The 19,702-nt window shown below is 46.0% G+C and carries 17 protein-coding genes and 3 pseudogenes; 9 read left to right on the forward strand and 11 right to left on the reverse strand.

Annotated features, from left to right (window positions below; translation table 11 throughout):
* Window positions 1-105 (forward strand): annotated as a pseudogene (locus tag BQ5809_RS11295) (IS1 family transposase); the annotation flags it as partial.
* Here BQ5809_RS11295 and BQ5809_RS10770 read toward each other — a convergent pair.
* From BQ5809_RS10770 to BQ5809_RS10375, 3 genes are read right to left on the reverse strand one after another with little or no spacing between them, the layout of a single operon-like run.
* Entirely contained in the window at window positions 70-240 is a 171-nt protein-coding gene (locus BQ5809_RS10770) for a transposase (RefSeq protein ID WP_143452384.1), read from the reverse strand. The pseudogene BQ5809_RS11295 and the gene BQ5809_RS10770 sit on opposite strands and share 36 nt — an antisense overlap.
* A 17-nt stretch (window positions 241-257) precedes the next feature.
* On the reverse strand, window positions 258-371 hold the full coding sequence (locus BQ5809_RS11585; protein ID WP_089152897.1) for a transposase: 114 nt from the start codon (window positions 369-371) through the stop codon (window positions 258-260).
* Window positions 358-522 (reverse strand): transposase, encoded by a 165-nt coding sequence (locus BQ5809_RS10375; protein WP_081353478.1) that lies wholly within the window; start codon window positions 520-522, stop codon window positions 358-360. Before BQ5809_RS10375 ends, BQ5809_RS11585 begins: the two co-directional genes overlap by 14 nt.
* A gap of 370 nt (window positions 523-892) precedes the next feature.
* Between BQ5809_RS10375 and BQ5809_RS06050 the strand changes: the two are divergent.
* Window positions 893-1,486, forward strand: a pseudogene (locus tag BQ5809_RS06050) (ABC transporter six-transmembrane domain-containing protein).
* A gap of 62 nt (window positions 1,487-1,548) precedes the next feature.
* Here the strand turns inward: BQ5809_RS06050 and BQ5809_RS06055 are convergent.
* Window positions 1,549-1,911 (reverse strand): ACP-like domain-containing protein, encoded by a 363-nt coding sequence (locus BQ5809_RS06055; protein WP_003788097.1) that lies wholly within the window; start codon window positions 1,909-1,911, stop codon window positions 1,549-1,551.
* Between the two features lie 269 nt (window positions 1,912-2,180).
* The gene (locus BQ5809_RS06060) at window positions 2,181-4,136 is read right to left on the reverse strand and encodes a bifunctional 2',3'-cyclic-nucleotide 2'-phosphodiesterase/3'-nucleotidase (RefSeq protein ID WP_032827814.1); all 1,956 of its coding nucleotides are present in this window, start codon (window positions 4,134-4,136) and stop codon (window positions 2,181-2,183) included.
* Window positions 4,137-4,355: 219 nt separating this feature from the next.
* Here BQ5809_RS06060 and yacG point away from each other — a divergent pair, with 219 nt between their 5' ends.
* Window positions 4,356-4,547: a DNA gyrase inhibitor YacG gene (yacG, locus tag BQ5809_RS06065; protein ID WP_003792093.1), complete on the forward strand. Its 192-nt coding sequence runs from the start codon at window positions 4,356-4,358 to the stop codon at window positions 4,545-4,547.
* The gene (gene rnhB, locus BQ5809_RS06070) at window positions 4,534-5,142 is read left to right on the forward strand and encodes a ribonuclease HII (protein WP_019390347.1); all 609 of its coding nucleotides are present in this window, start codon (window positions 4,534-4,536) and stop codon (window positions 5,140-5,142) included. Before yacG ends, rnhB begins: the two co-directional genes overlap by 14 nt.
* A 126-nt stretch (window positions 5,143-5,268) precedes the next feature.
* Here the strand turns inward: rnhB and BQ5809_RS06075 are convergent, their stop codons facing one another.
* Window positions 5,269-6,204, reverse strand: a complete 936-nt coding sequence (locus BQ5809_RS06075; RefSeq protein WP_003788102.1) for an ABC transporter ATP-binding protein — start codon at window positions 6,202-6,204, stop codon at window positions 5,269-5,271.
* A gap of 167 nt (window positions 6,205-6,371) precedes the next feature.
* Between BQ5809_RS06075 and BQ5809_RS06080 the strand changes: the two genes are divergently transcribed.
* Window positions 6,372-7,328 carry an L-lactate dehydrogenase gene (locus BQ5809_RS06080; RefSeq protein ID WP_003788106.1) on the forward strand — a complete coding sequence of 319 codons (957 nt, stop codon included), beginning with the start codon at window positions 6,372-6,374 and terminating at the stop codon, window positions 7,326-7,328.
* A 76-nt stretch (window positions 7,329-7,404) separates the two neighbouring features.
* On the opposite strand, the gene BQ5809_RS06085 is transcribed toward BQ5809_RS06080, so the two are convergent.
* Complete coding sequence (locus BQ5809_RS06085; protein ID WP_003788108.1) at window positions 7,405-7,887, reverse strand: MliC family protein; 483 nt, start codon at window positions 7,885-7,887, stop codon at window positions 7,405-7,407.
* A gap of 187 nt (window positions 7,888-8,074) precedes the next feature.
* Here BQ5809_RS06085 and ileS point away from each other — a divergent pair, with 187 nt between their 5' ends.
* Complete coding sequence (gene ileS / locus BQ5809_RS06090) at window positions 8,075-10,858, forward strand: isoleucine--tRNA ligase (protein WP_003788111.1); 2,784 nt, start codon at window positions 8,075-8,077, stop codon at window positions 10,856-10,858.
* A gap of 80 nt (window positions 10,859-10,938) precedes the next feature.
* On the opposite strand, the gene BQ5809_RS06095 is transcribed toward ileS, so the two are convergent.
* Together BQ5809_RS06095 and BQ5809_RS06100 are read right to left on the reverse strand one after the other, a co-directional pair.
* A complete protein-coding gene (locus tag BQ5809_RS06095; protein ID WP_003788112.1) occupies window positions 10,939-12,795 on the reverse strand; it encodes an ABC transporter ATP-binding protein in 1,857 nt (618 codons plus the stop codon).
* A gap of 251 nt (window positions 12,796-13,046) precedes the next feature.
* On the reverse strand, window positions 13,047-15,248 hold the full coding sequence (locus BQ5809_RS06100; RefSeq protein ID WP_003788117.1) for a TonB-dependent siderophore receptor: 2,202 nt from the start codon (window positions 15,246-15,248) through the stop codon (window positions 13,047-13,049).
* A 302-nt stretch (window positions 15,249-15,550) separates the two neighbouring features.
* Between BQ5809_RS06100 and BQ5809_RS06105 the strand changes: the two genes are divergently transcribed.
* The 3 genes from BQ5809_RS06105 (at window position 15,551) to BQ5809_RS06115 (ending at window position 18,908) form a co-directional block, all read left to right on the forward strand.
* Complete coding sequence (locus tag BQ5809_RS06105; protein ID WP_071461630.1) at window positions 15,551-16,255, forward strand: IS1 family transposase; 705 nt, start codon at window positions 15,551-15,553, stop codon at window positions 16,253-16,255.
* A gap of 169 nt (window positions 16,256-16,424) precedes the next feature.
* The gene (locus BQ5809_RS06110; RefSeq protein WP_032827815.1) at window positions 16,425-18,422 is read left to right on the forward strand and encodes a site-specific recombinase; all 1,998 of its coding nucleotides are present in this window, start codon (window positions 16,425-16,427) and stop codon (window positions 18,420-18,422) included.
* Between the two features lie 201 nt (window positions 18,423-18,623).
* Entirely contained in the window at window positions 18,624-18,908 is a 285-nt protein-coding gene (locus BQ5809_RS06115) for a PepSY domain-containing protein (protein WP_003788125.1), read from the forward strand.
* A gap of 48 nt (window positions 18,909-18,956) precedes the next feature.
* Here the strand turns inward: BQ5809_RS06115 and BQ5809_RS06120 are convergent, their stop codons facing one another.
* Both BQ5809_RS06120 and BQ5809_RS10385 read right to left on the reverse strand, forming a co-directional pair.
* Window positions 18,957-19,226 (reverse strand): helix-turn-helix domain-containing protein, encoded by a 270-nt coding sequence (locus BQ5809_RS06120; protein WP_003788127.1) that lies wholly within the window; start codon window positions 19,224-19,226, stop codon window positions 18,957-18,959.
* A 100-nt stretch (window positions 19,227-19,326) separates the two neighbouring features.
* Window positions 19,327-19,557, reverse strand: a pseudogene (locus BQ5809_RS10385) (transposase); the annotation flags it as partial.
* Window positions 19,558-19,702 lie beyond the last annotated feature (145 nt).

The following is a 19,702-nucleotide window of genomic DNA, read 5'->3' on the forward strand; positions in this document are numbered from 1 at the left end:
GTAAGGCGAGCGTTTAGAAAAACGTGTTGTTTTTCTAAAAGTATGTTTTATCACAAGAAAGTTTTTGATTTAGCTTTCTTTGATATTCACTTTGGCATTGTTTAGTTTTACAGCACACTTTTCAGGATACCACCTATGTCGCTTACGACCTTTGATTTTTTTACCTCCATCAAAACCTTTATCATGTGCGCTAGAAGCTGTTTTGACGCTTTGTGAATCAATAATGGCATAAGTTGGCATCGCTTGTTTTTGATGGATTAAACGTTTTTTTGAACCAATGCCAAAAGAATTCTATCCCATAAGCCTGATTGATTGGCTCTGCGATAGAAACTCCATACGGTTGAATAAGGTGGAAAATCATTGGGCAGCATACGCCATTGGCAACCTGTTTTGGTAATGTAAAAAAACGGCATTCACTAATTGACGTTTATCCCATTTGTAGTGGCGTAGCTGGTTAAAATGTGGCTCAATCGCTTGCCATTGGGCATCTGTTAAGTCTGTTGGGTAGAATTTTCTAGCCATAAAGATATTTTATCATTTTTGTGAATACAGGTTCTTAATTTGAATTTCCCTAGTTATCTAGGACAACCCCTAACCCAATCATAAATCAACAATAAAACCGCAGGAATTGCCATAAATATGAAGATGAGAAACATGGCTGATGTCAAAATTTCTTGAAGATTTTTATTGCTAATTGGGAAATAGAATTGCTGCAAAAACAAAAGAATAACAATCGCTCATATACCTAATGCGATGCAGGTTTGGTGAAGCGGTTTAGGGCGTGATTGAGTATTTTTTCCATTTTATTTGCAGGCTGCTTGAATTTTTAAAAACCAAACTATAACCAAAATAATGAAACCACAAAACCCCATTTTTCAAACCCTAAAAAAACATCGGTTCGCAAAACCGTAACCGTCTTTTTAAAACCTTTTCACTTGTTCCGGCTGAAAATCTGCTGTGGGCGACTTATCCGCTTTTTGGCAGCTTTGCGATTGACGCGATTGTTTCAGGCAGCCTGAAAGGGCGTTTGGTTATGCGGTGCTGATGTTGATTATTTACGGCGTGTCGGCTTCGCGCCGCCGTGTGGATACGCAGACGTTTACGCGCATTTACGCGGAAATTGCCGTGCCTGTGATTTTGAAACAGCGCGAACAAGGCAACAGTCATTCGGAAATCAATGCGCGTGTTACCTTGTCGCGTGAATTTGTTGATTTTTTTGAACATCATTTGCCGATTTTGATTACTTCGCTGTGTTCTATGATTGGGGCGATTGTGATGTTGTTGGAATTTTGGATTGGTTTGGCGATGAGTGTGCTGTTTGAGTCGGCGTTGTGGCTGCTGATGGTTAAGGGTTACGGCAGTTCGGGGCATTTGTACGCGATTACCACTTATTTGTAGATGTTTGCGATGAGTTTGGACGATAGCCCTTGCATTGGTGGAACAGTTTGCGAAGTTGCGAGATATTGGGCAGCGTGTGGCGGTGTAAATAATAAAGCAGCCTGCACTTTTTGTTGATTCAAAGTGCAGGCTGCTTTTTGATTTGTCTAATTAGTTTGGCGCACAGTTTTTGTAAATAATGCGATTATTCGGTGCGGTTACGGTGCCTAACGTTACTTGGTTATACGTTTCGCTGTCCACATAAGCTGTGTCAATCATATAAGTGCCCGCTTTACCAAACGTTGTGCCAGCAATATCAGACAAATTCAGATTGGTTGGCATGGTGCGTTTTCTGCCTTGCAACACGCTTTCGGCTTTGGTTGGCAAGCCTTCTTTGTTGAAGGTGTAGGTTACGTTGATGCTTTTGCCGCCTTGGCAAGAGTAGTTTACAGTTTTAGGGGTCATAAGGGTTGCGTGTGCTGCACCTGCTGCGGTGGTCAAAGCAATAACGGTTGCTGCGATGATTTTTTTCATTTTGGTATCTCCTAATAGACGGTTGAATTTATCGCATTGCACGATGTGTGCAACGTGGAAAGCATTAAATCACAAAAAAATCGACTTCTCAATTTTTTTTACTTGTTCTAATATTATGTAGCTTTGATGTGGGATTTAGTTAATCACGTTGACACAAAGTGCAGGCTGCTTTGCCCTTTTGTCCAAATCTTTGATTTGGGTATAAAAGGGTATGCCGTAGGCATGAATGCCTGCGACAAAGCAGCCTGCACTTTTATTTGATGATTGGATTACTTCTTACCACTCAAATCGATGCGATACACCGCAAAACCTGCTTCATCAACGCGCTCAAACGTGTAGGGGCGAACGGCTTTGGTGCGGATAAATTCACGCGCTGTGTCGCTGTTTGCCGTTTCAAAATACACATTCAAGTTTGGATTGGCAATTGGTGCAAACGTCCAGTTGTTGTCTGCGCTTGGGTTGATTGCGCCGTGTTGTTTGCTGTATTCGCTGATGTAGTTGGCTAATACTTGGCGGTTTTCATCGGGTGCGGCATAGATGATGTTTTTGTCACCCGTACCTGCAAAGCTGCCGCCAGTTGCGCGGTAGTTGTTGGTTGCCACGATAAATTCATCGGTTTCGCTCACAGGTTTGCCTTGGAAGCTCAATTTTTGAATGCGGTGGCTGCCTGCATTGGCGATTTTGCACGAACCGTCATAACGCGCAGGCTGGGTCAAATCAATTTCGTAGTTCACGCCGTCAATCACGTCAAAGTTATAAGTGCGGAAGCCGTCCCAATTTAACAAAGCTTGCGCTTTGCTGCTGTTTGGGTCAATGTGGTTGAACATACCTGCCGAGCATTCTAGCCATTCGCGCAATTCGTTGCCCGATACTTTTACGGCATACAACACGTTGGGATACAAATACAAATCGGCTGCATTGCGGAAGCTCAATTCGCCTTTGCGGACTTCGGTGTAGGCATTGGGGTCGTTTTTGCGTCCACCTGCTTTAAACGGTGCAACCGCGCTTAACACAGGCAAATGTTTGTATTTAGTATCGTTTTGGAATACTTTGCGTACATAATCCGTTTGCGCTTGGCTAACGATTTGCATGGTTGGGTCGTCTTGTACCAAAGTCAAAAAGCTGAACATATCTTCGGTGGCTTTGCCGATTGGTTTGCCGACAAATTCGCGTGTACCATCGTGATACGGCTTCATCAGTTGCACTAATTTTTCATCGTTTTCCACCAACGGTTTTTTTGCGTTGCTGTCATAAATGGCGCGTAATTCGGCACGGCTGTTCACGGTTTTCCATTTGCCAGACGAGTTGTCCAAAGTCAAATCCATCACGCCAATGTGGCTACCAAATTGCCCAGGCATGGTGGAAGCCACGCCGTGAATTGTGCCTTGTGCGATGTCAATATTGGGCAAGTTGGCGAAGTCTTTACCAGGGAATTGTGCGTGGGCATGACCAAACGCTACGGCATCTACGCCTGCGATTTTGCTCAATTCGTAAGTCGTGTTTTCTTGACCTTGTTGATAGGCTTGTTTGGTGTCGCCCAAACCGCTGTGGTTCAGCACGATGATGACATCTGCGCCTTTGCGTTTGATTTCAGGCACATAGTGTTTTGCGGTTTCCACGATGTCGTTTACGCGCACCTTGCCTTCCAAGTGGCGTTTGTCCCATTGCATGATTTGTGGCGTTACCAAGCCCAAAATGCCGACTTTTACGCTGTGGGTTTTGCCGCTGGTGTCTTTTAAACGCAAGGTTTTGATGATGTAGGGCGTGTATTGGTTTTTGCCTGTACGCGCGTTCACGATATTGGCGTTTACTACTGGCACTTGGCTGGTTGCCAAGGCTTTGTGTAAAAAGTCCAAACCAAAGTTAAATTCGTGGTTGCCCAAAGTGCTGGCGGTTACGCCCAAGTAATTCAACGCCACATAAGCAGGGTGTTTTTCGCCACGGCGCAAGCCTTTGGCTGCCATATAATCGCCAATCGGTGCGCCTTGAATTAAATCGCCATTGTCCACCACGATGCTGTTGGGGTTTTCGGCTTTGGCTGTGTGAATCAGCGTGGCGGTGCGGGTTAAGCCATATTTTGGGTCGGCTTTGTCTTTGTAGTAATCAAAGTCGGTTAAATTGGTGTGAATGTCGCTGATTTCGATGATGCGGAACTGGATTTGTTCGGCGTAAGCTGCATTGGCAAACAATGCGCCCAAAGCGAAAGTTAAGGCGGTTTTTTTCATAACAATAAACTCCGTTGCGTTAAGGAATAAAGCCTGTATCATACCGTTTTTTTCGTATTTTTACACTGAAAAGCAGCCTGCATTTTATTGTTCTAAATAACCGCGCCGTCATTCCTGCGTAGCATTTAGATAGCAGAAAATAAATTCTGATAACTGAATTGGTTAGATAGATTCCTGCCTGCGCGGGAATGACGGTCATTTAAATCAACAGGAAAACCCATGACCACCACCGTATCCTGCCCCACTTGCCAAACGCCTGTGCTGTGGCAACCCGAAAGCACCTATCGCCCCTTTTGCAGCCAGCGTTGCAAACTCATTGATTTAGGACAATGGGCAGACGAGCAACATGCTATTCCTGCATTACCTGAAACGCCCGAAGAATGGGACAAACTGTATCATGAATCAATCTGAATTTATTGTGTTACCCAGTCACGCTGGTGTGGACGAAGCAGGGCGCGGTTGTTTGGTTGGCAGCGTGTTTGCCGCCGCCGTGATGTTGCCTACCGATTACGCGCTACACGGTTTGACCGATTCCAAAAAGTTGAGCGAAAAAAAACGTGATGCGCTGGCTGTTGAAATCAAACAACAAGCGATTGCGTGGAGTGTGGCAGCGGCAAGTCCTGCCGAAATTGCTCAATACAATATTTTGCAGGCGACTTTGTTGGCAATGACACGCGCTATTGCAGGTTTGGCAAAGCAGCCTGCATTCGTGTGGATAGACGGCAACTGCGTCCCCAAAAATTTGACGATGCCAGCCCAAGCCGTTGTGCAAGGCGACAGCAAAATCGCGACGATTTCGGCTGCGTCCATTTTGGCAAAAACCGCGCGTGATGCGGAAATGTACGCACTGCACGAACGCTATCCGCAATACGGTTTTGCCCAGCACAAAGGTTATGGCACGGCAGCGCATTTGGCAGCATTGCAGCAGTTTGGCGCGTTGGCGGAACACAGGGCGGATTTTGCGCCTGTTAAAGCGGTGTTGGTGCAGGGTAGATTGTTTGATTGACACAGTCCCCTCCCCTTGTGGGGAATGGTTAAGGAGAGGGAAAATCGTTGCATTACAGCGACATAAATTACAGAAGCACCAAAATCCCTCTCCCCAACCCTCTCCCAAAGAAGAGAGGCAGATTTGCTATACCGAATGACCAAACCGAATCACACACCCGTCATCAACCCAAACACGACAACGCGATTCGCTTATCGCGCCATCGTGCCAAGTAATCAAATCGCCCCAATGCGGATGCCGCACCACCACGCGCCAAAGTGCAGGCTGCTTGTCGCACGACAAAACCGTGCAATCCACCCCATTTTCGTGATTCAACACAATCGCTTCGGGCGGCACATAAAAAGCAGCCTGCACATTCACACAACCGAGCAAATGCGCCGCCTGTTCAGATGCAGGTCGCGCAAATAGCTGTTCGGGCGTGTCGTGCTGCACAATTTGCCCGTGGTGCAAAATCGCCATGTGGTTCGCCATAAGCGCGGCTTCGGCAGGGTCGTGCGTAACCAGCACCGCAGGGATATTTTGCTGGCGGACTAAATCGCGCACCAAAGTTTGCAGTTGCCCGCGCAATGCTGTGTCCAAGCTGGAAAACGGCTCATCTAGCAGCAGCAATTTTGGCTGCCCAACCAACGCTCGCGCCAACGCCACACGCTGTTTTTCGCCGCCCGACAAAGCGTCTATGCCCCGTTCTGCCGAGCGTGCCAGCCCCACTTTATCCAGCCAAATCAACGCCTGTTCACGCGCAGCAGCAGTGCAAATACCACGCATACGCAAACCAAACGCCACGTTTTGCCACACATTCCAATGCGGTAACAGCGCGAAATCTTGAAACATCATGGCGATGTTGCGTTGCTGCGGCGATACATCGTTCAGGCGAATTTGATTGAGCCAAATGTCACCAGAATCGGGCTGCATTAAGCCTGCAACCATGTTCAATAAAGTGGATTTACCGCTGCCCGATGCGCCTAATACTGCCAACAAGCAGCCTGCATCCACTTGTAAATCGATGTTTTGGGCGACTGGTTTGCCTGCTAATTGTTTGTTTAGCTGTTGAATGTGCAGCATGGGTTGAATCCTTGTTATGGCGAAAAAGAGTGATTATAAGCGGTTGTGCAAAAAGCAGCCTGCAACTTTTGTCTAAATCTTGATTTGGGTACAAAAAGTGCAGGCTGCTTTTTTATCCACAAATTGTTATACAATACTATTTTTAACACACGTAAAGGAATAAGCAAATGAACAAAAAATCAGGCAAAAAAGTCGTGGTTGTTGGCACAGGCGCGGTGGGGATTAGCTACGCCTTTTCCCTAATCAACCAAGCCGCCTGCGATGAATTGGTGTTGATAGACTTAAACGAAAAGCGCGTCCAAGCCGAAGCACGCGATTTGCGCCACGGCATTTTGTATGCCCCATCGCCCACCAAAGTCAAAGAAGGCACATACAGCGATTGCGCCGATGCCGATTTGGTGTGCGTTTGCGCGGGCATGGCGCAAAAGATCGGCGAAACGCGCTTGCAGTTGGTGGACAACAATCTCAAAGTATTTCACAGCGTAGTCAAGCAAGTGATGGCAAGCGGATTTGACGGCATTTTCTTGGTGGCGACCAACCCTGTGGACGTGTTGTCGTATGCCACATGGCAATTCTCGGGCTTACCCAAAGAGCGCGTCATTGGCTCTGGTACAATTTTGGACACGGCGCGTTTGTGTAACTGTTTGAGCAAAGCGTTCAACGTGTCGCCATGCAGCGTAGACGCCCACATGATTGGCGAACACGGCGACAGCGTGATTGCCGCGTGGAGTACCGCCAGCATTGCAGGCGTACCGTTGCAGGCTGCTTTGGATAAATCGGGCGATGGCGCGGCAAAGATGGCGCAAATCCACGAAAACGTCCGCAGCGCAGCGTATTCCATCATCGAAGGCAAAGGCGCGACTTACTACGGCATCGCCATGGGCTTGGCGCGAATCACACAAGCGATTTTGCGTAATCAAGACGTGGTACTAACCGTGTCCACGCTGTTGCAAGGCGAATACGGTCAAGACGATGTGTATATTGGCGTGCCAGCCGTGATTAACGGTTCGGGTGCGGTGCAAATCATCGAAAAACCGCTCAATGCCGACGAAATCGCGCGTTTTGCTCAATCGGCGAATTTATTGCGCTCGTATCAAGAAAAAGTACACGCGTTTGAAGTTTAAATCACACAAATAAAAGTGCAGGCTGCTTTGGTATTTCAAAAGCAGCCTGCACTTTTATTATATCAATTGAAATCGCTTATTTTTTAACGCTACACGCAGTTTCAACTTGATTGCCTTGTGGGTCAGTGAATACAAACGCAGCATCGCGACCGTTGTGGTGGAATTCAGTTGGTTTACCATAGAAACCGTTGTTGCTAGCGTAGCGCACGCCAGAACCGCTCACAGCACGTTGCAAGGTTACACTATCACCAATCGTGTCCACCGATACGCGCACTTGGTCATCGCCGTGTTGCGCGGTAATCGTCATACCATTTTTGCACTCAAAAGTCATAGCATGGCTGTCCGCAGCGTGAGCATGAACATGAGCATGGCTGTGAGCATAACCATGTTGATGCGCGGTACTTGATGTGCTGCTTGATGTTGTGTTGCTGGCACAAGCCACCATTGCCAAAACGCTAGACAACAAAATAATCTGTTTGATTTTCATAATAAAACTCCGTGTAGATGAGAGAAAAATACCGCCCACACACCGTGCAGGCTGCTTGAAAACGGTTATCATAAGACGGATGTTGCAGCGTGTAATCCCCCTTAACTTGAATTTACTTGTTGCCCGATTGCTGTTTCACGCTTTCCATAAGCCATAAATCCTTATAGAATGAAGCGAATTTAATCCAAAACAGCCTGCACAATAAACCCGAATGTGCAGGCTGCCTTAACCTTTTTTACGACTATTCAAGAGCAAAACCATGACCGATTACAGCAAAACCGTAAACCTACACGAATCGCCATTCCCCATGCGCGGCAATCTCGCCAAACGCGAACCTGCTTGGGTGAAACAATGGCAAGACGAAAAACGCTACCAAAAATTACGACAAATCGCCGCAGGTCGCCCAAAATTTATTCTGCATGACGGCCCTCCGTATGCCAATGGCGACATTCACATCGGACACGCCGTCAATAAAATTTTGAAAGACATCATTATCCGCAGCAAAACATTGGCTGGCTTTGACGCACCGTATGTCCCTGGTTGGGACTGCCACGGCTTGCCGATTGAAGTGATGGTAGAAAAATTGCATGGCAAAGATATGCCACACAGCAAATTCCGCGAATTATGCCGCGAATATGCTGGCGAACAAATTTTGCGTCAGAAAAAAGATTTCGTGCGTTTGGGCGTGATTGGCGATTGGGAAAATCCTTATTTGACAATGGATTACAAAACTGAAGCCGACACGGTTCGCACGATTGGCGAAATTTATAAAGCGGGCTATTTATACAAAGGCGCGAAACCTGTGCAATTCTGTTTGGATTGCGGTTCGTCTTTGGCGGAAGCGGAAGTGGAATACAAGGACAAAGTTTCCCACGCTATTGATGTGAAATATTTGTTTAACGATAACGCGGCGTTGGCGGCGGCTTTCAGGCTGCCTGAATTGTCGGGCGAAGCGTTTGCCGTGATTTGGACAACCACGCCTTGGACGTTACCAGCCAGCCAAGCGATTTCGGCAGGTGCGGACATTGTTTACCAACTGATTGACACGCCAAAAGGCAAACTGGTTTTAGCGAAAGATTTGGCGGAAGACGCGCTTAAACGCTATGAATTTGCAGGCTGCTCTGTGTTGGCGGAAACGACTGGCGCGGCGTTGGAAAATTTGAAATTGACGCACCCATTTTTAGACCGCGAAATTTTGATGTTGAACGGTTCGCACGTTACCACAGACGCAGGTACAGGTTTGGTTCACACCGCACCAGCGCACGGTTTGGAAGACTATTTCGTTTGCAATCAATACGGTATTGAATTGTATAACCCTGTGAATGCACAAGGTCGCTACATCAGCGAAGTGCCGCGTTTGGCTGGCATGACGGTTTGGGAAGCGAATCAGCCTGTGATTGACTGGCTGTCTGAAAATGACCGTTTGTTGAAACACGGCAAAATTGAACACAGCTACGCGCATTGTTGGCGACACAAAACGCCGTTGATTTACCGCGCTACGGGTCAATGGTTTATCGGTATGGACAAGGCTGGCGTGTCGGGCAAAACGCTGCGTAATAATGCGTTGAAAGCGGTGGACGATACGGAATTTTTCCCTGTGTGGGGTCGTGCGCGTTTGCAAGCGATGATTGAAGGTCGCCCTGATTGGGTGGTGTCGCGTCAACGCTTTTGGGGTACGCCGATGACGTTCTTTGTTCACAAAGAAACAGGCGAATTGCACCCGAATTCTGCGGATTTGTTGGAACAAGTCGCGCAAAAAATTGAGCAAAAAGGCATCAATGCGTGGTTTGAATTGGATAAATCAGAATTGTTGTCGCCCGAAGATTGCGAGCAATACGATAAATTGAGCGATACAATGGACGTGTGGTTTGATTCAGGCAGTACGCATTTTTCTGTGTTGAAACAACGCCCTGAATTGGCATGGCCTGCGGATTTGTATTTGGAAGGCAGCGACCAACATCGTGGTTGGTTTCAATCGTCAATGCTGACGGGTTGTGCGACTTTGGGTCGTGCGCCGTATAAGCAATTATTAACGCACGGTTTTGTGGTAGACCAAAACGGTCGCAAAATGTCTAAATCAATCGGTAACGTGGTTGCACCGCAAGAAGTGTATAACGAATTTGGCGCAGATATTTTGCGCTTATGGACGGCGGCGACTGATTATTCTGGTGAATTGGCGATTTCCAAAGAAATTTTGAAACGTGTTACGGAAAGTTATCGCCGTATTCGCAATACGTTGAGTTTCTTGTTTGCGAATTTGAAGGATTTTAATCCGATTGAAGACGCGATTCCGCAAGCGGATATGGTTGAAATTGACCGTTATGCGTTGGTGTTGGCGCGTCAGTTGCAAGAAAAAATTGCTGGCGAATATTATCCGCGTTATGCGTTCCATTTTGCGGTGCAAGATTTGGTGCAATTCTGCTCGGAAGACTTGGGCGCGTTCTATTTGGATATTCTGAAAGACCGCTTATACACCACGAAAGCGGATAGCCACGCTCGTCGCTCGGCGCAAACGGCGTTGTATCACATCACGCGCAGTCTGGTGTTGTTGATGTCGCCGATTTTGTGTTTCACGGCGGAAGAAGCGTGGGACATCATTGGCGGCGGCGAAACGGATAGCGTGTTGTATCACACATTGCACGATTTCCCGACCATGCCTAGCGCGAGTGAAGAAGCATTGGTGGCGAAATGGGCGGCAATCCGTGAAGCGCGTTCGGCTGTGAGTGCGGCGATTGAGCCTTTGCGTGTGGATAAATCGGTGGGTTCTTCGTTGCAAGCGGAAGTGAAATTGACTGCGCCTGACGCGATTTATGAAGCGTTGGCGGCGCTGGGCGATGAATTGCGTTTCGTGATGCTGGTGTCCAAAATTGAGTTGGCGCAAGGCGATGAATTGTCGGCAAGCGTTGCACCGTCTGCACAGCAAAAATGTGAGCGTTGCTGGCATTATGTTGAAAGTGTTGGCACGGTAGTGGCGCACCCGACTTTGTGTGCGCGTTGTGTGGAGAATATTGAGGGTGAGGGCGAAAGTCGCGTTCATGCTTGATTGATTTGCGATAAATAAAAGCAGCCTGCACTTTTTGTTGATTCCAAATGCAGGCTGCTTTGTTATTTGTGCGACTTCGTTTAGCTGTTATCCACATCATCAGGCAAAAAACCGCCGCTTTGATGCGCCCACAATTTGGCATACAAACCGCCTTTTTCTAGCAGTTGCGCGTGCGAGCCTTCTTCTACAATGCGACCTTTGTCCAGCACAATCAATCTGTCCATCGCAGCAATGGTGGACAAGCGGTGGGCAATCGCAATCACGGTTTTGCCGTCCATCATTTTGTCTAGGCTTTCTTGGATTGCCACTTCCACTTCGCTGTCCAACGCACTGGTGGCTTCGTCCAACAGCAAAATCGGCGCATCTTTGAGCATCACTCGCGCAATCGCAATGCGTTGGCGTTGTCCGCCCGACAATTTCACGCCACGCTCACCCACATGAGCGTCATAGCCCGTGCGCCCTTTTGCGTCCGATAAATGCGGAATAAATTCTGCCGCTTCGGCTTTCAAAGCAGCCTGCATCATTTCTTCATCGCTGGCGTTGGGGCGACCATACACAATATTGTCTCGCACCGACCTGTGCAGCAAACTGGTGTCTTGCGTTACCAAACCAATTTGGGCGCGTAGGCTTTCTTGTGTGATTTGCGTGATGTCTTGCCCGTCAATGGTCACTTTACCGCTTTGTGCTTCGTAAAATCGCAATAACAAATTGACCAGCGTGGACTTGCCTGCGCCACTTCGTCCAATCAAACCGACTTTTTCGCCTGCTTTAATGTGCAAATTGAAGCCGTTGAGCAGCGGTTTGCCGCTTTCGTATGAAAAGTCTAAATGTTCAAAGCGAATGTCGCCCTGTTCTACTTTTAACGGCAGCGCGTTGGGTTTATCCACAATCGTGCGTGGTTTGGATAGCGTGTTCATGCCATCGGCAATCGTGCCAATGTTTTCAAACAGTCGCGCCGATTCCCACATAATGTGTTGCGATAATCCGTTGATTCGCAATGCCATTGCTGTTGCGGTAGCAACTGCGCCCACGCCCACTTGTCCGTTATGCCACAACAGCACGCCCAATACGGCAGACGACAAGGTCAGCACCACATTCAGCGTGGAGCAGCAAGTGTCCAACGTGGTCGCCAAACGCATTTGGTCATGTACCGTTACCATAAATTCCTGCATGGATTGTTTGGCATACTTGGCTTCACGCGCGCCGTGCGAAAACAGTTTGACGGTGGCGATGTTGGAATAAGCATCGGTAATGCGCCCTGTCATCAGGCTACGCGCATCGGCTTGGCGTTGTGCGGTTTTTGCCAGCTTGGGGATTAAAATCGCCAAAGTGGTAATAAATAAGGCAATCCACAACACAAACGGCAGCAGCAGCCAGCTATCCAAGCTCGCCAAAATCACGCCCGATGTGATGAAATACACCAGCACATAAATCACAATATCCGCCATGCTCATCACGGCATCGCGCACGGCAAGGGCGGTTTGCATGACTTTTGCCGACACGCGCCCTGCAAATTCATCTTGATAAAAGCCGAGCGATTGGTTGAGCATTAGGCGATGAAAATTCCAGCGCAATCGCATGGGGAACACGCCTTGCAGCGTTTGCAGTCGCAAATTTGAGCCGATAAAATGCCAAAACACCGAAAACAACATCAGCGCGAACATACCCAGCAGCGACCAACCTTTTTCAGCAAGCAGCGTTTGTGGCGTGTATGTGCCGAGCCAGTCCACCAGTTTGCCCATAAATTGAAACAGCAGCGCGTCCATGACCCCTGTGCCTGCATTTACAGCGGCGAGCGCGAAAATCCAACGGCGCGTGCCATGGCTGCTTGCCCACATAAAGCGCAAAATGCCTTTGGGCGGCGTGCTGGGCGTGTCATCGGGATAGGGTTCTATGCGGCTTTCAAACCATTGGAATATGGGGTGTAGGAATTTCATTTTGATTTATCTATATAAAAAGTAAGCGAAAAAGTGCAGGCTGCTTTTTTATATAACAAAGCAGCCTGCAAATAAAATAGCCTAAATTGTACGCGAAAAACAAGCAGCCTGCACTTTGCATCAATCAAAGTGCAGGCTGCTTTTATAGTGAATTAAAATTGCAATGATACTGCGTTGCCAACGTCCTTATGTACTACTCATACACGGCGGACGTTGTCGCCTTGTCTCACTTTTATTTTAATCCACTACATTTAGAACGAATATTCCGCTTTCAACCAGAATGTGCGTGGCATGCCCAATACGGCAAAGCTACGGTCTTGCTGACCGCGTTGTACTTGCCAGTAGTTTTTATTGAACACGTTTTCCACGCCCAAACGAACCGTTAAATTTTGGGTTTCGTTAATGCGATGTTGGTATTTCGCACCCAAATCCACTACGGTGTAAGACGGGAACATAAAGTCTTTATTTACGGCTTGACGCGATTTGCCATAATGCTGCAAACCAGCGTTCAAAGTTAAGCCCTGCAAGAATGGCGTATCCCATTCCACACCAGCTTTGGCGATGAAGCGTGGGCTGGATACTTGGTCGCCATTGAGCAATACATTGCCAAAAGCAGCAGGCGAATCAATCAACTGATGACGAATAAACGACAATCCCAAATAAGGGCGTAAGGTTTTATTCATCAAATTGGCATAAGCGTTTAATTCCAAGCCACGAACACGCTCGTAGCCTTGATGCTCGCCAGTATTGCGCCAGAATGTTTGGCGGCGCATCTGATAAATATTGGCAGAAGTAACAATATTGCCCCAGTTTTTACGTACGCCCAATTCTACTTGACGGCTAACACGCGGTTTGGTTACTGCGCCTGTATCATCGTCCATTGAGCCTGGTTCTAAATCTTCCAAATAGTTACCATACACCACCAAATCTTGTGTTGGCGACCACGCAGCCATGAACATTGGGCTAAAACGGCTTTCGTTCATGTGATTGGTGCGCTGATATACGCCTCGGTTATTGTGAACATGAACTTTTTGTTTAATCCATTGATAACGTCCACCCAAAGTGATGCGAAGTTTGTCGTCCATAAAGCCCAAAGTATCCGAAATCGCCAAACTTGGCGCACTCAGCTCTTCGTTAGTACTTTGAATGGTTGGACGTGGCAACGGTGGGGTTACGCTTGAAAACACTGGGTTATACAAATTGGTGTTTACTCGGTATGCTGCTGCAACACGCCCACCTGTATCAAAATCGCGTTTGCGTTGAACCATATCAAATGCGGCATTCCAGTTGTGGCTAATCTCGCCAGTTTGGAAGTAACCACGCGCTTTTAAGTTGTAGCTGTGTGTGGTTACGCGCTGGTCACGAATTTGTGAACCTTGTGATGTGTATCCTGTGCCTGCGTTATTGGCTGTGGCATTCCAGTAATTACCTTGTGTATCGCGAATCGCCAATGCACCAAAATTACCCGAATACAGCGAATCCAAATAACCCACGCCACCCGAAATCGCTACCCAATCGCTAGGCTGCCAGTTAAACGTAAACATCGCCGATTTGTCTTCGGCAGATTGCGCTTGCCACGCAGGTACTAAACCTGTTTTGCCGTCTGGTGCTTCGGGGATTTGGAAATTCAAAACCTGAATATCTTGCACACGCGCACGACCGCCTGTTGTTGCACGTTTAGAATACGCTGCATCAACCGCCGCTTGGAACGTTTCGCCACGATAATCTACGTTAATGGCCGCTTCTTTGGTGGTTTCGGAATACTCTTTGCGTGGGGTATCGCCATCGCGGTATTTGCCGTTGAAGCGTATGCCCCATTCTTTGTTCGCGCCAAAGCGTTGTCCAATGTCAATAGACGGCTGCCAGCGCGTTTTGCCAAACCAAGACAAGCCAATGGTACGATTGCCTTCGTCCGATGCTTTTTTGGTTTCTACGTTCACAGACGAACCAACCGCACCTTCTGGGTCCATGCCCACGGTTGCACTAGATGCGCCTTTAATCAACTGCGCTGCGCCTACATTGCTGGTAGGCGATGAGTAAGCCGAATACATACCAGCCAAACCGTTCACACTAAATTGGCGGCTGTCTAACTGCAAACCGCGTACATACAAGCCTTGAATAGAATTGGTTTCGCCGCCAAATGCCATCACAGACGCATCGGTTTGGGCAATGGCGTCCACCATATTGCGCGGATTTTTGTCGGCAAAGGCTTTTTCATCGTAATTGACTACGGTAATCGGCGTGGTAAAGGCAACTTGACGACCGAGCAAGCCCAAATTCACGCGGTCGCGCTGATAGCTGTTGGTTGCCTCGGAAATAGCGCGAGCAGCTTTGGAACGCACGGTTACGGTTTGCAATTCGCTGCCGTTATCGCCGATAGCAGGGGTTTCTGCCATGCCAAACGGTGCAGCAGATAATGCCAAAATAGCGAGAGTGATGCGATTTAATTTCATTTTGATTCTGATTAGAGGTTAAAAAGAAGCGCAGATTATAAGTTTTTGTTATGTAAACGACAATAATTATTATCTATGGTTAATCTTTATATTGTTTATTTAACATTATTGATTTTGAAGCTTGACACCATTTTATAGTGAATTAAATTTAGATTAGTACAGCGTTGCCAACTCCCTTATGTACTAGCTGTACACGGCGGTCGTTGTCGCCTTGTCCTAATCTAAATTGGTGGTGTCCTGAAAAGTGTGCTGTAAAAAAATAAGCAATAAAAAAGCAGCGAAAACAGAGTATATTTGAGTGTGTGAAAACAGAAATAACTCTAACTTGTCCTCGCTGCCAAGGACAAAATATAAAGAAAAATGGCTACTCTGGCAATCGTAAACAAAAATATTTTTGCAAAGATTTTTGTCGTAATTTTATTGGCGACCATAACCTTACCTATAAGGGTTGTCATTCCAAAGCTGATGAACAGGTTTGGAGAATGACCGTTAGAGGTTGTGGTATTCGCGATATTGCAGCAATTACGGGTTACAGCAAAGACAAAGTTCAGGCTGCTTTAAAACGCCATGAGTTTGAGCCATTTCCTAAACAAAAACATTACTCTACACTTGAAATAGACGAGTTTTGGACATTTGTCGGTAACAAGTCTAATAAAGTGTGGCTAGTCTATGCCTATCACAGAGAAAGTGGCGAAATTGTCGCTTACGTTTGGGGTAAGCGCGATTTAGCAACAGCGCGAGCACTCAAATGGCGTTTGAAAGAGTTGCGTGTAACCTATGACAGAATGGCGACTGACGACTGGGCTGCATTTTTAAATGTCTTTTCAAATGAAGAATGGCATCTAGTTGGTAAGCAACACATAGTTGGCATTGAGGGTAATAACTGTCGTTTACGGCACAAAGTAAGGCGAGCGTTTAGAAAAACGTGTTGTTTTTCTAAAAGTATGTTTTATCACAAGAAAGTTTTTGATTTAGCTTTCTTTGATATTCACTTTGGCATTGTTTAGTTTTGCAGCACACTTTTCAGGACACCACCTCTAAATTTAATCCACTATAATGCAAAAAGCAGCCTGCACTTTTATTAACTCAAATGCAGGCTGCTTTTATCATCACAAGTCCATTTTCTTGATTATAATAAGCCTATCTAAATGCAAGCTGCTTTTTAATAGGATATTTATGCGACATTCCCATTCATCTACTTTGCTGAGTTTAATTCAACAAAGCGTAGACCAAAACAACGCGTTTGGCTTACTAAAAGGACTGGTTACATGGCTGCGAAAAGGCAAAGCCAAACGCGCGCCTGAACGTTTGAATAATTTATTGATTTTATTGCAAAATAACCCAGAACTATGCACACAAGTCGCCAATTTGCTGTGCCATTGGCTATATGGTTTGCGCTTGTACCCACTCTTAATTAGCGCAGGCATTTTTGCACGAGAAGGCTTTGCGCGCGAACTCATTGACCGCGTTTACGAAAAATTCAATCCATCATACAAAGACGAAGGCGATTTACGCGATGTATTCGCTCAATTATTCAACCGCGAAAGTGACCGCCTGTGGATAAATGCGATTGACAACAAAACTTGGCTGAAACTGTTTGCACTCTTGCGCCACCACACAGGCGAACACGAGCGCGAAACCGCACAAAGTCACTTGCGCCGTGAAGGCTTTCACGCCATTGAAATGCTATCAATTTGGGTTGCCGCCGAAGCATTAGAACCCGATTTAGTACGCCTTGACCCACAATTATTGAACCGAGATTCACCATTTGTCGCACTAAAACGCGAAATTGCCGCTTGGCTAACCGCTAAAATCAATCAAACCGAATTTGATGATAGCCATTTATATGTCATGCTGTCTCAATGTCATAAGCAAGTGGAAACCTTGCGCAAAAAAGGTACAGTGGCTGGTGCAGGCTCATCGTTGGGTGTGGCGCATTTGCTAGAACGATTGCATCAAACACTCAATCGCATTGCTTTGTTATTAGACGTTTTTTCGCCCCAAAATATTCCAGCACGCACCTTGTTAGAACTCACTCAGGTATTGGCGATTGCAACGGCTGAACAACACAGCGTTCGCCGTTTGTGGAAAAGCAGCGTCAAAATGTTATCGCGCAGCATCACGCAAAACACAGGCGACCATGGCGAACACTACATCACGCGCAGCAAAAAAGAATATTGGAGTATGCTGTATTCGGCGGCTGGCGGTGGTGTTTTAATCGCGCTCATGTCGTGGTTTAAAATTTATTTGGGTAAAGAAATCGACAACCAATTTGTGTATAGCGTTGCCTCTGGTTTGAACTATGGCTTGGGCTTTATGCTAATTTTTATGCTGGGCTTTACTGTGGCAACCAAGCAGCCTGCAATGACCGCATCACGTTTTGCTGCGGCGGTAGAACGCACCGAAAAAGGGCAGGTTAATAATATGAAACTAGCTCAATTATTGGTTGATGTATTGCGTTCGCAAATTGCCGCGGTAACAGGCAACGTAGTGGTGGCAATTACCGTCGCCATACTGGTTGGACTGTTTTATCGCCTGTATTACCCCTATCCCTTGTTAAACAAAGCCGAAGTTTTGTATCAGCTGAACGCGATTAATCCATTCAAAGCAACGCTATGGTATGCTGCCATTGCTGGCGTATGGTTATTTTGTTCGGGCATTATTTCGGGCTTTTTTGACAACCGTTGCGATTATTTAAATCTACGCATGAGATTGCGTCATCATCCTGTTTTAAAATGGATTTTACCAACCAAATGGCGTGGGAAAGTGGCAGATTATTTTCATTCCAACTATGGCTCGTTAATGGGTAACTTGTGCTTTGGTATGCTATTGGGTATGACAGGCTTTGTGGGACACGCACTGGGCTTGCCGTTAGACATTCGCCACGTTGCCTTTTCGTCTGCCAACTTGGGTTATGCCACCATATCGGGTGGAGTAGGCTTTTTAACTTTTATTCAAGGTGTTATCTTTGTTTTGATGATTGGTTCGGTTAATTTATGGGTTAGCTTTTCGATTACACTTTGGGTGGCATTGCGTTCACGCGAAACCAAAATTGATAGCTGGTGGAGCATTATGCGCTGTGTAAAACAAATCGCCAAAGAACGACCATTGAGCTTATTTTTTCCTACGCAACTGCCAGAACCTGTTCAGGCTGCCAAGAAAAATCAAGCATAGTGAAATGAAATTGCAACGGTACTATGTTGCCAACGCCCTTATGTACTACTTGCACACGGCAGGCATTGTCGCCTTGTACTGTTTTTATTTCATTTCACTATATAAATTTGCATTCATAATTTTGTGCTAATTTTTCTGTGTTTTAATACGCTCATTGAAATTCAACCTACCACACACACTTTTTAAGAAAGGTAATCACACATGAAAAAATTATTTTTAGCAGCAATTTTGACAGCAACCGCAAGCAGCGCATTCGCCAACGACCGCATTGAAAACCAAATTTACAGTGATTCAAACTTCCCACAAAAGAAAGCCCAAGCGCGTCAAATTTTGGAAAGCAAAGGCTACCAAGTGGGCGAAATTGACGCCGACGACCATTGGAGCAAACCTGTTTTAGAAATTGAAGCGTACAAAAATAATCGCAAATACGATATTTTGATGTCGTATCCTAATTTAAAAATCATCAAAGAATCAATTGATTATTGATTAAAAAAGCCGTACAAATCATCAAAATTTGCACGGCTTTTTATTTTTTCAGACAGCCTGTTTCCGATAATGCGCCAACACGATTTCAACCAATTCATCATCAACAAAAAAATACGCTGGTGGAACATCAAGAATTTGAGCAATCCACACCAATGTATTTAAATCAGGTTGATGATTACCTTTTTCATAACGATTGATGCGCGTACTCGCCACAAATTCATCTAAACCAATCGCCAAACCCAATTTTTCTTGTGTCATCTTTTTCGCTTTCCGCGCTTCTTTAAATCGTTTCGTAAAAATTTGCTGTAAATTCATCATTCTTATTCCATAAAAATATTTTTGAAAACATTAACGCTGCAACTATCTATAGTGAATTAAATTTAGATTAGTACAGCGTTGCCAACTCCCTTATGTATAGTTAATTAAAATAAAAATAGGACAGTAACACATCTGTGAAATTATCATAACTAGGCAAAATTGAACGCATATATTTCTTAATATTTGCCCATGTTTTTTCTATTGGATTTAATTCAGGCGAATAAGGTGCAAGCGGTAGAACTTTATGCCCCAAATGATGCACCATTTCTTGCAGAATACTCATTCTGTGAAATCTAGCATTATCTAAAATAGTCAATGACTTTTCAGGCATAGTGAATTAAGAACCTGCATTCACAAAAATGATAAAATATCTTTATGACTAGAAAATCCTACCCAACAGACTTAACAGATGCCCAATGGCAAGCGATTGAGCCATATTTTAACCAGCTACGCCACTACAAATGGGATAAACGTCA

Source organism: Kingella kingae ATCC 23330 (genome assembly GCF_900111845.1).
Taxonomy (GTDB): Bacteria; Pseudomonadota; Gammaproteobacteria; order Burkholderiales; family Neisseriaceae; genus Kingella; species Kingella kingae.

What these genes read in the sequence shown, in the direction of transcription:
- BQ5809_RS06080 (WP_003788106.1), top strand. Translation starts at nt 6,372, where the DNA reads ATGAACAAAAAATCAGGCAAAAAAGTCGTGGTTGTTGGCACAGGCGCG.
- BQ5809_RS10375 (WP_081353478.1), bottom strand. Translation starts at nt 522, where the DNA reads ATGGCTAGAAAATTCTACCCAACAGACTTAACAGATGCCCAATGGCAA.
- BQ5809_RS06100 (WP_003788117.1), bottom strand. Translation starts at nt 15,248, where the DNA reads ATGAAATTAAATCGCATCACTCTCGCTATTTTGGCATTATCTGCTGCA.
- BQ5809_RS06060 (WP_032827814.1), bottom strand. Translation starts at nt 4,136, where the DNA reads ATGAAAAAAACCGCCTTAACTTTCGCTTTGGGCGCATTGTTTGCCAAT.
- yacG (WP_003792093.1), top strand. Translation starts at nt 4,356, where the DNA reads ATGACCACCACCGTATCCTGCCCCACTTGCCAAACGCCTGTGCTGTGG.
- BQ5809_RS10770 (WP_143452384.1), bottom strand. Translation starts at nt 240, where the DNA reads ATGCCAACTTATGCCATTATTGATTCACAAAGCGTCAAAACAGCTTCT.
- BQ5809_RS11585 (WP_089152897.1), bottom strand. Translation starts at nt 371, where the DNA reads ATGCTGCCCAATGATTTTCCACCTTATTCAACCGTATGGAGTTTCTAT.
- BQ5809_RS06110 (WP_032827815.1), top strand. Translation starts at nt 16,425, where the DNA reads ATGCGACATTCCCATTCATCTACTTTGCTGAGTTTAATTCAACAAAGC.
- BQ5809_RS06085 (WP_003788108.1), bottom strand. Translation starts at nt 7,887, where the DNA reads ATGATAACCGTTTTCAAGCAGCCTGCACGGTGTGTGGGCGGTATTTTT.
- rnhB (WP_019390347.1), top strand. Translation starts at nt 4,534, where the DNA reads ATGAATCAATCTGAATTTATTGTGTTACCCAGTCACGCTGGTGTGGAC.
- BQ5809_RS06055 (WP_003788097.1), bottom strand. Translation starts at nt 1,911, where the DNA reads ATGAAAAAAATCATCGCAGCAACCGTTATTGCTTTGACCACCGCAGCA.
- BQ5809_RS06075 (WP_003788102.1), bottom strand. Translation starts at nt 6,204, where the DNA reads ATGCTGCACATTCAACAGCTAAACAAACAATTAGCAGGCAAACCAGTC.
- BQ5809_RS06120 (WP_003788127.1), bottom strand. Translation starts at nt 19,226, where the DNA reads ATGATGAATTTACAGCAAATTTTTACGAAACGATTTAAAGAAGCGCGG.
- ileS (WP_003788111.1), top strand. Translation starts at nt 8,075, where the DNA reads ATGACCGATTACAGCAAAACCGTAAACCTACACGAATCGCCATTCCCC.
- BQ5809_RS06115 (WP_003788125.1), top strand. Translation starts at nt 18,624, where the DNA reads ATGAAAAAATTATTTTTAGCAGCAATTTTGACAGCAACCGCAAGCAGC.
- BQ5809_RS06095 (WP_003788112.1), bottom strand. Translation starts at nt 12,795, where the DNA reads ATGAAATTCCTACACCCCATATTCCAATGGTTTGAAAGCCGCATAGAA.